General features: G+C 30.0%; 14 protein-coding genes. 4 read left to right on the top strand and 10 right to left on the bottom strand.

Translation table 11 applies throughout. The features are described 5' to 3' along the window. Positions 1–6 precede the first annotated feature (6 nt). The 4 genes from purB to AJ887_RS05455 are packed head-to-tail and all read right to left on the bottom strand — an operon-like array spanning position 7 to position 4,365. Positions 7–1,374: an adenylosuccinate lyase gene (gene purB, locus AJ887_RS05470; RefSeq protein WP_070209806.1), complete on the bottom strand. Its 1,368-nt coding sequence runs from the start codon at positions 1,372–1,374 to the stop codon at positions 7–9. Positions 1,375–1,383: 9 nt separating this feature from the next. Next, positions 1,384–2,547 (bottom strand): trans-sulfuration enzyme family protein, encoded by a 1,164-nt coding sequence (locus AJ887_RS05465; RefSeq protein WP_002855396.1) that lies wholly within the window; start codon positions 2,545–2,547, stop codon positions 1,384–1,386. Positions 2,548–2,559: 12 nt separating this feature from the next. After that, positions 2,560–3,999: a C4-dicarboxylate transporter DcuC gene (dcuC, locus tag AJ887_RS05460; RefSeq protein ID WP_070239533.1), complete on the bottom strand. Its 1,440-nt coding sequence runs from the start codon at positions 3,997–3,999 to the stop codon at positions 2,560–2,562. A gap of 3 nt (positions 4,000–4,002) precedes the next feature. Next, complete coding sequence (locus AJ887_RS05455; RefSeq protein WP_002871979.1) at positions 4,003–4,365, bottom strand: RidA family protein; 363 nt, start codon at positions 4,363–4,365, stop codon at positions 4,003–4,005. 167 nt (positions 4,366–4,532) lie between these two features. Here AJ887_RS05455 and AJ887_RS05450 point away from each other — a divergent pair, with 167 nt between their 5' ends. Beyond that, the gene (locus AJ887_RS05450; RefSeq protein WP_002855654.1) at positions 4,533–5,189 is read left to right on the top strand and encodes a transcriptional regulator; all 657 of its coding nucleotides are present in this window, start codon (positions 4,533–4,535) and stop codon (positions 5,187–5,189) included. Here AJ887_RS05450 and AJ887_RS05445 read toward each other — a convergent pair whose 3' ends face one another. Beyond that, complete coding sequence (locus tag AJ887_RS05445; RefSeq protein WP_070239535.1) at positions 5,190–5,660, bottom strand: Cj1386 family hemin-binding protein; 471 nt, start codon at positions 5,658–5,660, stop codon at positions 5,190–5,192. Positions 5,661–5,716: 56 nt separating this feature from the next. After that, positions 5,717–7,141: a catalase gene (locus AJ887_RS05440; RefSeq protein WP_070239537.1), complete on the bottom strand. Its 1,425-nt coding sequence runs from the start codon at positions 7,139–7,141 to the stop codon at positions 5,717–5,719. Between the two features lie 170 nt (positions 7,142–7,311). On the opposite strand from AJ887_RS05440, the gene AJ887_RS05435 reads away from it, so the two are divergent. Genes AJ887_RS05435 through fldA form a run of 3 tightly spaced genes read left to right on the top strand, consistent with a single transcriptional unit; the run spans position 7,312 to position 8,815 of the window. Beyond that, entirely contained in the window at positions 7,312–7,626 is a 315-nt protein-coding gene (locus AJ887_RS05435; protein ID WP_002855637.1) for a DUF2325 domain-containing protein, read from the top strand. A 2-nt stretch (positions 7,627–7,628) separates the two neighbouring features. Continuing rightward, entirely contained in the window at positions 7,629–8,324 is a 696-nt protein-coding gene (locus AJ887_RS05430; RefSeq protein WP_070239538.1) for a hypothetical protein, read from the top strand. Further along, positions 8,324–8,815 (top strand): flavodoxin FldA, encoded by a 492-nt coding sequence (gene fldA, locus AJ887_RS05425; RefSeq protein ID WP_002855629.1) that lies wholly within the window; start codon positions 8,324–8,326, stop codon positions 8,813–8,815. The genes AJ887_RS05430 and fldA overlap by 1 nt, the downstream gene beginning before the upstream one ends. Positions 8,816–8,859: 44 nt before the next feature. On the opposite strand, the gene AJ887_RS05420 is transcribed toward fldA, so the two are convergent. The 4 genes from AJ887_RS05420 to selA are packed head-to-tail and all read right to left on the bottom strand — an operon-like array spanning position 8,860 to position 13,279. Beyond that, positions 8,860–9,390 (bottom strand): hypothetical protein, encoded by a 531-nt coding sequence (locus AJ887_RS05420; RefSeq protein ID WP_002884155.1) that lies wholly within the window; start codon positions 9,388–9,390, stop codon positions 8,860–8,862. 5 nt (positions 9,391–9,395) lie between these two features. Further along, entirely contained in the window at positions 9,396–10,106 is a 711-nt protein-coding gene (locus tag AJ887_RS05415) for a thioredoxin fold domain-containing protein (protein ID WP_002855861.1), read from the bottom strand. Between the two features lie 48 nt (positions 10,107–10,154). Next, complete coding sequence (gene selB / locus AJ887_RS05410) at positions 10,155–11,960, bottom strand: selenocysteine-specific translation elongation factor (protein ID WP_070239540.1); 1,806 nt, start codon at positions 11,958–11,960, stop codon at positions 10,155–10,157. Then, positions 11,957–13,279, bottom strand: coding sequence for an L-seryl-tRNA(Sec) selenium transferase (gene selA, locus AJ887_RS05405; protein ID WP_002932922.1), 1,323 nt, complete (start codon positions 13,277–13,279; stop codon positions 11,957–11,959). The genes selB and selA overlap by 4 nt, the downstream gene beginning before the upstream one ends. Positions 13,280–13,313 lie beyond the last annotated feature (34 nt).

The following is a 13,313-nucleotide window of genomic DNA, read 5'->3' as shown; positions in this document are numbered from 1 at the left end:
TTTTTCCTATTTTAAGATAGCGCTATTTTTGATTTTTGCTAAAAATTCATCTACAAGTTTTGGTGCATATCCTACATAGGTTGTTGCATCAAGCAAAGCATCAATTTCTTTTTCTTTCAATACCTTAGATACTCTTTTATCTGCAAGTAAAACTTCTTTAAAAGTTTTTTGTTTTTCGATACCTAGCATAGCATTTTCATAAACAATTTCATGGGCGTGTTGTTTTCCATAATGATCGCTTAATGCAAACATAACACGCTCTGCTAAAACAAAACCATTAAGAGTATTTAAATTTTTAAGCATTTTGTCTTTTTTTACTTCTAAATCACTAAGAGCGAATTTCATATTTGCTAAAACCACAGAAAGCATTAAAAACATTTCAGGTAAAAGCTTCCATTCCATTTTCCAAACTTGACCATCTCTTTCATGTTCATGTCTTTCAATATCACTTAAAATGGCTAAATTTGCTTTAAAGGCATTGCTTACTGTAACTGCATTTTCACTTACTGCAGGATTTCTTTTGTGTGGCATAGTGCTTGATCCTACTTGTCCTTTGCCAAAAGGTTCAGCAACTTCATCAATTTCATTATGCGAAAGGATTAAAATTTCATGAGCAATTTTGTTAAAGGTTGCGTTGATATTACCTAGCACAAAACCAAGTTCTATAAAGCGATCACGTGCGCTCTGCCAAGAAATATTAGGCACATCAAGTCCTAAATTTTCTAAAGTGAGTTTTTCTACTTCGTTGCACTCATCACTTAAACTCGCTTTAGTTCCTACAGCGCCTACTATACTGCCTACATAAAGTCTTTTTTCAAGCTCAAGTATTCTTTCAAAATGACGCTCAAGTTCGCTTAACCAAATAGCCACTTTATGTCCAAAAGTAATAGGCAAAGCCTGAAGTGCTAAAGTTCTTCCCATCATAGCAGTGTTTTTATGGGTTTTAGCTAGTTTCGCTAAGGCTTTTGCGATAGCTTTTAATTCGCTTTTTATAAGAGTCATTGCTTCTTTAAATTGTAAAACCAGTCCTGTATCGATGATATCTTGAGTGGTTACTCCAAAATGTACATATTCGCCTAAATTATTATCGCAAGCTTTTTCTAATCCTCTTACAGTAGGAACTAAAGGGTGTTTGGTCTTTTTAAATTCAGCAAAGATAAAGTCCATATCCATAAATTTATAATGAGCTTTTTTTGCGATCTCATCAGCTGCTTTTTTAGGGATAATTTTAAGTTTTGCTTGTGCTTTTGCTAAAGCTGCTTCAACATCGAGCCATTTTTGTATGCGGTTTTGTTCGCAAAAAATAGCACGCATTTCCTGCGTGCTCCATGAGTCTGCTAGTAATCTATGATCAAATACGCTAATTCCTGTCATCTTATCTCCTTATTTTTTAATACTATCAAAAGCTTGTGTTAAATCAGCAATTAAATCTTTAGTATCTTCAAGACCTATATGAAATCTTACAAATGGTCCTCTTGCACTCCAATCTGTTGCAGTTCTAGGTGGAGTAGTTACGGTGGCTAAGCTTTCATATCCACCCCAGCTAGCACCAATTGAAAAGTATTCTAGTTTATCTACAAATTTAATAGCATCATCTTTGCTATAACCTTCTGCAAATTCTATGGTAATCATACCATTTGCACCTTTATGATCACGCATGAAAATTTCATGATTTGGGTGGGATTTGAGTTTTGGATAGAAAATTGTTTTAATTTCTTTTCTGCTTTGTAAAAACTCTACAATTTCATCAGCACTTTTTTCATGAGCTTTCATTCTCACATCTAGTGTTCTCATACCACGAAGTACTAAGTAAGCATCATCAGGGCTTGTTGTAAAGCCTAAAGCTTCTGGAAGTTTGTCAAAATTTTTCCATTCTTTTTCGTTGATTACTACTATACCCATGGTTACATCAGAGTGTCCGCTAAGATATTTTGTAGCGGCGATAACTGAAATATCCACTCCAAGTTCTAAAGGATTTAGAAAATATCCACTAGAATAAGTATTGTCAATAGCTACAGGGATATTATGCGCATGGGCAATTTTGCAAAGTTTTGGTAAATCTATGATTTCATAAAGTATAGAACCTGGACTTTCACATAGGATAAGCTTGGTATTGGGTTTGATTTTTTCTTCTACATCACTTGCATCAGCTTTTAAAAAATCAATTTCAACACCCATTTTTTCTAAAAATAATTCGCAAATCGTTCTTACAGGCCCATAAATTGCATCGGTGATTAAAAAATGTGCATCTTTGCTTGCATAGTTTAAAAGCACCATAGCTAATGCTGCAAGTCCTGTTGGGAAAAGTTGTGCTCTATAACCACCCTCTAGAGTGCAAATAAGTTTTTCAAGTTCAAAATTGGTTGTTGTTCCTCTAGCCCCATAGCTTAAAACACGATCTGTTTTTCTTAATTCTCTGTATTTTTGCCAAGTTGCGTGATCTTTAAAAAGTATGGTTGATGCACGCATAAGTGTAGGATTGACTGATCTTACTTCAGCGCCTTGATCGCCTCTGCCACAATGAATAAGTTTAGTTTTTGAGTTCATTTTTTCTCCTTTTTAAAGATAGATATAAGTCATAATAACATTTACAATAGCCGCTACAAGCATAGGAATAGCTGTTCTTTTAACCACGGCAAAAGGACTTACTTTTGCAATAGCTGAGATAGCTAAGATCGCTGGCACAATAGGACTAACACATCTTCCAAAGCCCGTCATGATTTGAATTGGTGCTATCATGGTGATAGTTTCAACTCCAAAGTGTTTTGCTATATTTGGGATAAGTGGAGCAAAGCTAAAAAATGCCGCATTTCCTGAACCCATTAAGAAAGCACAAACTGCAAGCAAGATTGAAACGGCGATAATAATAGCCAAAACTCCAAATCCTGCATTTTTGCAAAATTCTATTAAAGTATCTACAAAACCTACAGATAAAAGACCGCTTGCAAATACTTGACCACAAACGATGAGTGAAACTGTGATAACAAATAAATGTCCCATTCCTTTAAAGAAAATCATAATAGAATTAAGAGTTTCTACTATGCTTTTATAGCGTATCATTTCAAAAATAATAGCCACAAAAGTTGAAATCACCATTGCTACTGGAACATTCATTTTAATGGCAGTGCTAGCAGCTGCTTTAACTTCTTCAGCACTACTTATCCCCATTAAAACCAAGATGCTATCAAGCACGGAACTAAATCCTAGAATTAAAACCAAAGGAATTATAGGTAAAATCGCATAAATTCTAGGAGGCTTTTTAAGTTCTTTTTCTTTACCTTCATTTTCATTTAGTTCTTTTTCAATTTCTTGTGCATTGAAGACAAAATTATCTTTTTTGTCAAAAAATTTATTGCAAAGATATATCGCAATACCTACAGCTATAATGATAGGCAAGGTTGTAGGGAGTTGATAATGAACAAAATAAATTGCAGGATCAACTTCAGCTACTTTTGATGCCATGATCACATTTCCACTTCCAGGCCCATGATCGATATATTGACAAATAGCAATCACACTTAAGGCAGAAAGTTTTGAAACACCAGAGCGTACAAGTATAGGATACATAGTAACCATAAGTAAAAGTGCCAAGCCTGCGTGAGAAGGGATGAAAAGAACTAAAAATTGCACGATAAAATAAGCAACTATGAGTAAAACATAAGGAGATTTTACGGCTTTTAAAGGTTTTTCAAAAACTTTAAAAAGTGCATAAGAAGCCCCTACATGATCCATATAAGCAGAAAAACCTGCTATAGTCATAAGTGTAAGTCCAAGCCCTGCTAATGTACTTGACATGGTTTGATTGAAAACTTGAAAAATATCAAAAAAACCTAAATTTAAAGAACCTTTAGCGACAATGTGTGGAGAAAGTCCAAAAAGAGCAGCTAAGGAAAGTAAAAGTAAACCACTTAAAAGCAATGCCATGTGAGCATTGATTTTTTTATAAAGCATAAAAACAAGTAAAAAAATGCTAAATAGAGATAAAACAATACCTAGCATGTTTTATCCTTTTTGAGCGATGATCTCTATCTCTACTTTAGCTTTTTTTGGCAGATCTTTTACTGCAAAAGCACTTCTTGCTGGATAAGGAGCTTTAAAAAATTCAGCATAAATTTCATTAAATGCTATAAAATCATTAATATCAGCTAAAAAGCAAGTGGTTTTAATCACTTTATCATAACTGATACCATTTTCTTCTAAGATAGCACCAATATTTTTTAAAGATTGTTTGGTTTGTTCTTTGATATCAGAGCTTTCTATTTCTCCTGAAGCAGGGTTGATAGGAAGTTGTCCTGATATAAATAAAAGTCCATTTGCTTCCCTATAAGCTGAGTATGGACCAATGGCCTTTGGATAGTTTGACATGAATTCTCCTTTGTTAAATATAGATTAAACAGAATGCATTTTATCACTACAATAATAATTTGTCAATAGTTTATTATCATAATAATAAAATTTTATTTTTAAGAAATGTTTTAAAGTATAAAGAGTAGAATTTAATATTATATTAATTTTTTATTGAAGGCAGTTTTATGGATGAGGGACAAAAACAACAATTTATAAAGTTGACATATTTTTTAGGAGAAGTTTTAGGTGAGCAATATGAGATAGTTTTTCATGTAATTACTGAAGATGGGGCCTATATTGCGGCAATTGCTAACAATCACATTAGTGGGAGAAGTTTAGATTCTCCCTTGACTGCTTTTGCAAGTGAGCTTATGCAAAATAAAAAATATTTAGAAAAAGATTTTTTATGTGATTATAAGGCTCTTGTTGGAAAATCAAAATTAATTAGAGGATCTACTTTTTTTATTAAAAATCATGACAAATTAGTAGGTATTTTGTGTATCAATCATGATACTAGCATTATGAGAGATTTAATATGCAAGATGATTGATTTAGAAAAAATTGGAGATATGGGTGATATTTTAGGAAATATTAGTTTTTCTCAAAATGATTCAAGCATAGAAACATTAAGTCACTCGATAGAGGATATTTTAGTTCAAAGTGTAGATTCTAGTTATTTAAATTCTGATTATCAATTAAGCATTGCTCAAAAAGAAGAAATTGCTGAAAAGCTATATGAAAAAGGTATTTTTAATATAAAAGGAGCGGTTCCTATCGTAGCAAAATTTTTAAAAATTTCAGAACCTAGTGTTTATAGGTATCTGAAGAAATTTAAAAAATAACTAAAATTTTTTGATAAATTTTAGTATTTTTAGGCTCATTTTCTTTAAAAAATTATTTTTAGATTTTTTGAGTAAAAATTCTGCCACATCTTTGCGTCCAAACATAATAGCAAAAGTATAAGGTGTCATTCCTAAACCATTATTTTCGTCAATATTTGCTCCATATTTAACTAAAAGTTCACACATAGGTAAGTATCCTTTAAAACAAACTCCTGCTAATGGGGTTTGTCCGCGATCGTTTTTTTCATCTACTTTTGCACCTTTTTCTAAAAGCATTTTAGCGCTTTCATAAGAATTATTATAAGCTGCAAGCATAAGCAAGCTATCGCCTTTATGAGTTTTTAAATTTACATTTAAACCTGCTTCTATCATGATTTTAAGATTTTCACATTCATTATTTCTTGCAAAATTAAAAGCCATTTTGCAAAGCTTTTCAAATCTTTTTTCTTCTTCTAAACTAAGAGTTGTCATTGTTTTTCCTTAATTATTATAATCTTTAGTTTGCCACCAAAAGTGGCAAGTAAAAATTATTTTTCTAAAGCTTTTTTAATTCCTTTTGCATAATCAGGTGAAATTTTTTCAAAATGTTCTAAGGCTCTAGTGATAATTTTTTCATCAACTCCCTCCATAGAAGCGGCGATATTATGAAAAAGTTGAGTTTTTTGATCATCATTCATAAGATTAAATAAAGCTCTTGGTTGAGTATAAAAGTCATTATCTAGTGGAGCATATCTTTGTGCTACGCCTTCTAAGACTAAATCAGGTTCAAGATAGCTTTTGTCTTCTTTTGGGCTATTATCATAGCTGTTTGGTTCATAATAAGCTGCATCATTTTTATAACTATCAAAATTCATAGCACCAGCGACATTGTAAGTATTCACTTCGCTTTTTGCACGATTTACGGGTAAAAGATGATAATTAGTTCCTATTCTATATCTTTGTGCATCAGGATATGAAAAAATTCTAGCTTGCAACATTTTATCAGGGCTAAAGCCAATTCCAGGAACGATATTGCTTGGACTAAAGGCAGCTTGTTCAACTTCATTAAAATAATTTTGAGGATTTTTGTTTAGAATCATTTCGCCTATATCCATCAAAGGCACAAGACTATGAGGCCAAATTTTTGTTAAATCAAAAGGATTAAATCCAAGTTTTTCTATATCTTTTTCAGCAAGAATTTGAACTTGAACTTTCCATTTTGGAAAATCTTTATTTTCTATAGCATTATAGAGATCTCTTTGATGACTTTCTCTATCCTTTGCTATAAGCTCGGCAGCTTCTTGGTCGGTAAGATTTTTAATCCCTTGTTGGGTTTTAAAATGGAATTTCACCCAAAATCTTTCATTTTTATCATTAATAAAACTATAAGTATGGCTTCCAAATCCATGCATATGACGATAACTTGCAGGAATTCCTCTATCACTCATAAGAATGGTTACTTGATGTAAGCTTTCAGGACATAAACTCCAAAAATCCCAAGCAGCATTATTGCTTCTTAAATGTGTTCTTGGATCTCTTTTTTGAGTATGGATAAAATCAGGGAATTTATAAGCATCACGGATAAAAAAAGTTGGAGTATTATTTCCTACTAAATCCCAGTTTCCTTCTTTGGTGTAAAATTTAATAGCAAAACCTCTCACATCGCGTTCAGCATCTGCTGCACCTGCTTCACCTGCTACTGTTGAAAAGCGTAAAAATAATGGAGTAACTTCGCCTTTTTGAAAAATTTTAGCTTTGGTATAAGCACTTAAGTCTGCTGTAATTTTTATTTCGCCATAAGCTCCACTTCCCTTAGCATGAACGGTTCTTTCTGGAATTCTTTCTCTATTTTGATGAGCAAGTTTTTCAAGCAAAAGATAATCTTGCATAAGCAAAGGTCCTTTTGCGCCTGCGCTTAATGAATTTTGGTTATCGGCTATAATGTTTCCAAAATCGTTAGTCAATTTTTTCATTGTTTTCTCCTAAATAATAAATTTTATTAATTAGTAAATTATATCTATTAAAAATTAAAATTAACTGAATAATTGCATTTTATTGATAATAAATTTCAAAATAAATTTAGTTTTTTTATATTATAATAATAATTATCAAAATATATTTTAAAAATCACAAAGGAGAATTTATGTCAGTTTTGGTTATTGGTGCAGATGAAATCACTCCTATTAGAGCTGTTTTACATGATTTAGGTGCTAAAAAAATAGAACACTGGGATGCACGTAATGAAAATAGAGTTAATCGCAAGCCGATTCCTTGTGATACAGAATGTATAGTAATGTTAACAAGCTTTTTAAATCATAATACTATGAAAAAAATCAAAAATGAAGCTAAAAAGCGTAAAATTCCATTAGTTTGTGCAAAAAGAAGTGTAAGTTGTGTGTATTGTGAATATTGTAAAATTTTTAATCTTAATAAAGAATTTTCTTGCTATAAAGGTTAAAGATGTTATTTGGATTTGATGATAAGCAAGAATTTATACCGCAAATTTATCGCTATTTAAACAATCAAGAGCTTATGTTGACTTTTTTAACTCAATATAATGCGAGCGTTGATAGCGCTCTAAAAATTCCTCTTTTATATGCAAAAAATACCAAGAGTTTAAAAATGATATTTGGAAATTTTTTACATGATATAATGCATGTTTCATTTGGTAAGATTCAAAATATAAATATCAAGCTTAATGCATACGCTTTTTACTTTCAAAAAAGAAAAAGCTTGATTTTTAATACTAAAATATCTAAGAATGTCGATCTTTTAAGACTTTTAAGAATTTATCTTTATGGCATTTGTTTTGATGCGCAAATTTTATTTAGCTCCTATGTTTATGATAAGGTTTCTTTTCAAAATAATGGAAAAAATATAGATCAAGATGGTGATCTTATTATAATAGATAAGAAATTTGCAATTTTGCCACTTTGCAAAGAGATTAATACATATAATTTAAAAATTGAAAATGAAATTTATGAATTATTGAATTTCATAAAAGAAAATAATTTTGAAAAATTTTATATTGTTTGTCCGCGTAACAAAAATTTCACACATTTTATTGAAATAAAACATTTTTTGTGTGATTTAAACAAAACTATGTTAAAATTAGTTCCGTATAAAATATCAAATCAAATTATAAGGAGAAAATAATGTCAGTAGCAGTAATCTATGGTAGTGCTATGGGAAATACAGAAGGAGCGGCTAATACAATTGCTTCAAAACTTGGAATTAGTGATGTTTTTAATATCTCAGATATTGATGCAGCTAAAATGAATTCTTACGATAAATTAATTTGTGGAACTTCAACTTGGGGAAGTGGTGATTTACAAGATGATTGGGATGGTTTTGATTTTTCAGGGCTTAGTCTTGGTGGAAAAACTGTAGCTGTATTTGGTATGGGTGATAGTGAAAGTTATTCTGACACTTTTTGTGGTGGCATGGGTAAATTAGCTCAAAATTTAAAAGATGCAGGTGCAAATTTGGTAGGAGAAGTTTCAACTGATGGTTATACATTTGAAGCAAGCGATGCGGTTGTAGATGGTAAATTTGTTGGACTTGCTCTTGACAATGATAATCAAGAAGATCAAACTGAATCAAGAATTGATGCTTGGGTAGAACAAATCAAACCTTATTTTGCTTAATAATTCTTAAAATCAAGAGTTTTTATACTCTTGATTGTCTTTTCTTAAAAATAAAAAAAACTCACTATTTGATTTATAATTTTATTTTCTAAAGATAATTGACAGCGTTCTTTATTTCCAAGATAAGCTGTTCTTGCAAGAAGACTTGTTTTTTGAGAATTGTGATTTTTAGAGTTGATTTGTAAATTAACTTGCATAGTATAGTAGTTTTCTACCATCCATTCTCCATCACTTTCCAAAGGATCAAAATCATAAAAAAATCTTGCTGAAGTTGTGATTTTTTGAGCATAAGAATGCTTTTTCATATCTACAAGATTGATTAAAATTTCATAATCTGCATTCTCTTTTACTTCTTTTAAGCCTAAATTTTTAAGTTTTAAAGCCAAATCTCTATCCAAAGTAGTTCGAAGTTGGCTAGGATTTTGAAAGGAAATTTTAAAACTTTGTTGTTTTTGCGATCTGATAAAAATGCCTTCATTGCTTGTTTGAATAAAGCTTTGTATGAAAGTTGCATTGGTGCAAGCACTCATAAAGAGTGCTATAAAAAAGCTTAAAATTAAAGCAAATTTAGACATTAGGTTTATTTAATAATAGTTGGAGTAGCGCTAAGACCTAATGAGCGATATTTTTCATATAAGGAAAAAACTTCTTTTAATTCTGCATCACTTACTTTTGGATAATTTTTGATATTTGCATCATAGTATTTGTTTAAAATTGCGATTTTTTCTTTATCATTTTTTGCTTTTTTTGCTTCTTTGTAGATTAGAGCGGATTTTTCAAAAGCAGATTTTCCATGTACTGGAGTTAAAATATAATTAACTTGATAGTTTTTAAGTTCATCATCAATTTGAGCTAAATGTTCTCTACAATAAGGGCATTCAGGATCCGAAAAAACATAAATTGCAGGTTTATTTTTATCTCCCAAAGCTATTACCATGGTTTCTTTTTGTGCTACAGCTTTAGCATTTTTTGTAAAATTTTCTCTTGCTTCTTGAAATTTTTTCATTTCATATTCTTGAGCATAAGAAATTCCCGTTTTCAAGTCGATAAGATCAGGGGTAATAAGACTATCTTTTGTAAAAAGAATGTTTTCTTGTTTTTGTCCATTTAATTCAACGCTTACAATAACACTTTCAAAACCCGTATTACCAACCTTTTGACGATTTGATACACTAACGGTAGCATTTGGAAATTGTGCTTTAATGCTTTTTGAATAAAAATCACTAATTTCTGAATTACTTGCAGCAAACAAAGATGCTGAACAGGCAAGAATTAAACTTAATTTTTTCATAGTTTATAAATCCTTTAAATAAATTACATTTAATTTTATAATGATTTTCTAAATGCTTGTTAAAAATCTTTTCTCAGCTTCTTTGCTTACTTGAGGAAATTTGTCTAAGTATTCTAAATAAGCAATAGCATATTTTCTTGAAAGATTAAAATATTCTTTCATGCTTTGCACATCAAGACTTTGATTTTTTAATAAATTTAAACATTCTTGCATAAGTTTTTCAAGAGCTTGTTTTTCTATAAAAAGATTGTGTGAAAGTCTTACAACCAAGCCTTTTTGGGTAAGTTTTTTGAGTATATTATCTCCGCTTTTTCTATCAAGTTCTAAAAAATCATAAAGATTATAAGGAGCTTCGGATTTAATACCTTGTTTTTTTAAAATTTCATATAATTGATTATTATTTTTTTCTTGAAGTTTTTCAAAATCTATGCCTTTTTTAAAATAAATTCCATTTTGAAAATCCAATAAATTTGACATTTCTTTAAGTCCGAGTTCGCAAAAATTTTCACTTGCCCAAGTAATCCTTAAAGCTAAAGAATGTGCTGAAAGCATGGCATAAGGATTTTTTTCAAGTATGAATTTGATGAAATTTTTAATTTCTTCTAGACTTTGTAAATGATATACATTAAGATTTTTTTCATCGACAAATACTTGATTTAATTCTTTTGCTAATTTCAATGCTTTTTGATGAGAGAGTTTAAATCTTTGATAGCTTGAAAGCAAACCAAAGCCGTATTTGTGTGCGTCTTTTAAGAAAGAAAAAGCTGCTTTAAAATCTTTATTTTTCAAAAACATTAAAAATTTATTTTTTTGTTCTTTTTTTAAAGGTTCGCTTAAAGGATTTAAAACCTTACCACCGCCTATAACACGATTGTTTTGTAATAAAATAAAAGCCTCATCAAAACTTAAAAATACATTTTTATCAAAACTAAAATGCACAAAAAATTCATCATTTTCTAGTTTTTTTAATATATTTATTTTGCATTCTATTTGTCTTGAACCTACACAAAAAATCATTTTGCTATTTTGTAAATTTTTTGCTTTAACTAAAGCATCGCATTCTTTAAAGGCTTTAAAATAACCTTTTTTACTTAGCAAATAACCTTTTTTTAACTCTTTATAATCACAATTTAAACTCAAAGCCACACGGTTACAAGCTTTGATTTGCTCTAAATTAGTATCGTGATTTTGTATATTTTTAACAATGAGTTCTTTTTGAGTGTCTAAACAGATGATTTTTTCATTTAAAGTGATACTTCCTTCATTCAGGCTACCTGTGACGACAGTTCCTATGCCTTTTAGAGAAAAAACTCTATCGATATAATAATGAAAAATCAGTTCTTCATTGTTTTCTTTGTTTTCTATGGTATAAAGATAATTTTTTAATTCTTCTATGCCTTGATTATTTTTTATACTGGTGTGAAATACTTTTAAAATGGGATAATCTAAATTTTTTAACTCTTCTAAAATTTCTACACTTTTTTGCTCTATATTTTCACAAAGATCGCATTTGCTAAGCACTAAAATGATATTTTTAATATCAAGAATTTTTAAAATTTCTAAATGTTCTAAACTTTGTTCTTTTAAACCTTCGTTAATATCTACGACAAATAAACAAACACTAAATCCAAAAGCTCCACTTACCATAGTTTTAACCAAATCTTTATGTCCTGGAACATCGATAAAAGAAATGTTTTTATTTTTTAATTTAAGATTTGAAAAACTTAAATTAATGGTGATTTGTCTTTCTTGTTCTTCTTTTAAACTATCGCCTTCAAAACCATTTAAAGCTTTAATGAGTGAAGTTTTTCCATGATCAATATGTCCTGCGGTTCCTATAATAACAGATTTCATAAGTTTTCCATTTGATTGATTATAAGAATAAGTTTTTGAAGTTCATTTTCTCGTATAGTTCTAAAATCAAGAACAAATTCATCATTTTCAATGCGTCCTATGATATTTTCTTTTCTAAATCGAGTTTGTAGTTTTAAAGCATCTCCTTGAAAAGTCAGTATATAAGTATCTAAACTTTTATCAGGCATAGAACCTCCTCCTACTAAACTTTTGCTTTTTTTAAGCTGGGTTTGAAATTTTAATTCTTTTTGCACTCTTAAAGCTTTTTTCTCTATAAAGGATAAGTCATCATTTAAAAGTTTTAAGGTAATAATTTTTTCATAATCTTTTTGTAAATAAGCTTTTAAGCTTTCGTTTAAAAAAGATAGGGTTAATTTATCCACTCTTAGCATTCTTAAAAGTTGATTTTGTTTAAGTTTTTCTATGAGTTCTTTTTTTCCAAGTATAATGCCTGCTTGCACACTACCAAAAAGTTTATCTCCACTAAAACTTAAAATATCACATTCTTGCACGAGTTTTTTGATTTTAGGTTCATTTTTAATCAGTTTTTCGTTTAAATTTTCACACCAGCCAGAACCTAGATCATAATAACTCAAAAGCCCTTTTTCTTTTGCTAGTTCATGTAGATCTTTTATATTTACTTCACTGTGAAAACCCATAAGAGCGAAATTAGACTTGTGGGTTTTTAAAATTAGAGCGGTATTTTCACTGATAGCTTGTTCATAGTCTTTTAAGTGTGTTTTATTACTAGTTCCAACTTCGCAAAGCTTTACACCTGCAGCTTTTATCACTTCAGGCACACGAAAACTTCCGCCAATTTCTACAAGTTCTCCTCTTGAGCTTATAACTTCTTTATCATAACAAAGAGAATTAAGTACTAAAAAAACTGCTGCAGCGTTGTTATTGACCACTAAAGCATCTTCGCATTCAAAAAGCATTTTAAGTTTTTCTAGTACCAAAGCATAGCGAGAGCCTCTTTTTCCATTTTCTAAATCAAACTCTACATTAGAATAATTACAAATGATATCTTTACACGCTTCATAAAGTTCTTCATGGATTACACTTCTGCCAAGGTTTGTGTGTATAACTACTCCGCTTGCATTAATCACACTTTGTAAATCTTTGCGGTAAAAAGTTTTGATTTCTTTTTTGATTTCTAAAAGTAGTTTATCTTTAGAAATTTCATCTTGGGAAAAATTTTCTTTTAGTTTTGCGACAACTTTTTTACAAAAAAATGCTTTGATATAAAAAGGATAGGATTTTAAACTCTCATCTTCAATAAGAGTGTTAATTTGTGGAAAAGTTCTAAATTTGTTCATCTTAAGCCTTAAGAAAATATTTGGTTATTTTAAC

This window comes from Campylobacter sp. BCW_6466, from assembly GCF_001762835.1.
Lineage (GTDB): Bacteria > Campylobacterota > Campylobacteria > Campylobacterales > Campylobacteraceae > Campylobacter_D > Campylobacter_D jejuni.
This window is presented reverse-complemented; position numbering and strand designations above follow the sequence as displayed.

Coding starts and splice junctions, on each gene's coding strand:
- purB (WP_070209806.1), bottom strand. CDS start 1,374: ATGACAGGAATTAGCGTATTTGATCATAGATTACTAGCAGACTCATGG.
- AJ887_RS05465 (WP_002855396.1), bottom strand. CDS start 2,547: ATGAACTCAAAAACTAAACTTATTCATTGTGGCAGAGGCGATCAAGGC.
- dcuC (WP_070239533.1), bottom strand. CDS start 3,999: ATGCTAGGTATTGTTTTATCTCTATTTAGCATTTTTTTACTTGTTTTT.
- AJ887_RS05455 (WP_002871979.1), bottom strand. CDS start 4,365: ATGTCAAACTATCCAAAGGCCATTGGTCCATACTCAGCTTATAGGGAA.
- AJ887_RS05450 (WP_002855654.1), top strand. CDS start 4,533: ATGGATGAGGGACAAAAACAACAATTTATAAAGTTGACATATTTTTTA.
- AJ887_RS05445 (WP_070239535.1), bottom strand. CDS start 5,660: ATGACAACTCTTAGTTTAGAAGAAGAAAAAAGATTTGAAAAGCTTTGC.
- AJ887_RS05440 (WP_070239537.1), bottom strand. CDS start 7,141: ATGAAAAAATTGACTAACGATTTTGGAAACATTATAGCCGATAACCAA.
- AJ887_RS05435 (WP_002855637.1), top strand. CDS start 7,312: ATGTCAGTTTTGGTTATTGGTGCAGATGAAATCACTCCTATTAGAGCT.
- AJ887_RS05430 (WP_070239538.1), top strand. CDS start 7,629: ATGTTATTTGGATTTGATGATAAGCAAGAATTTATACCGCAAATTTAT.
- fldA (WP_002855629.1), top strand. CDS start 8,324: ATGTCAGTAGCAGTAATCTATGGTAGTGCTATGGGAAATACAGAAGGA.
- AJ887_RS05420 (WP_002884155.1), bottom strand. CDS start 9,390: ATGTCTAAATTTGCTTTAATTTTAAGCTTTTTTATAGCACTCTTTATG.
- AJ887_RS05415 (WP_002855861.1), bottom strand. CDS start 10,106: ATGAAAAAATTAAGTTTAATTCTTGCCTGTTCAGCATCTTTGTTTGCT.
- selB (WP_070239540.1), bottom strand. CDS start 11,960: ATGAAATCTGTTATTATAGGAACCGCAGGACATATTGATCATGGAAAA.
- selA (WP_002932922.1), bottom strand. CDS start 13,279: ATGAACAAATTTAGAACTTTTCCACAAATTAACACTCTTATTGAAGAT.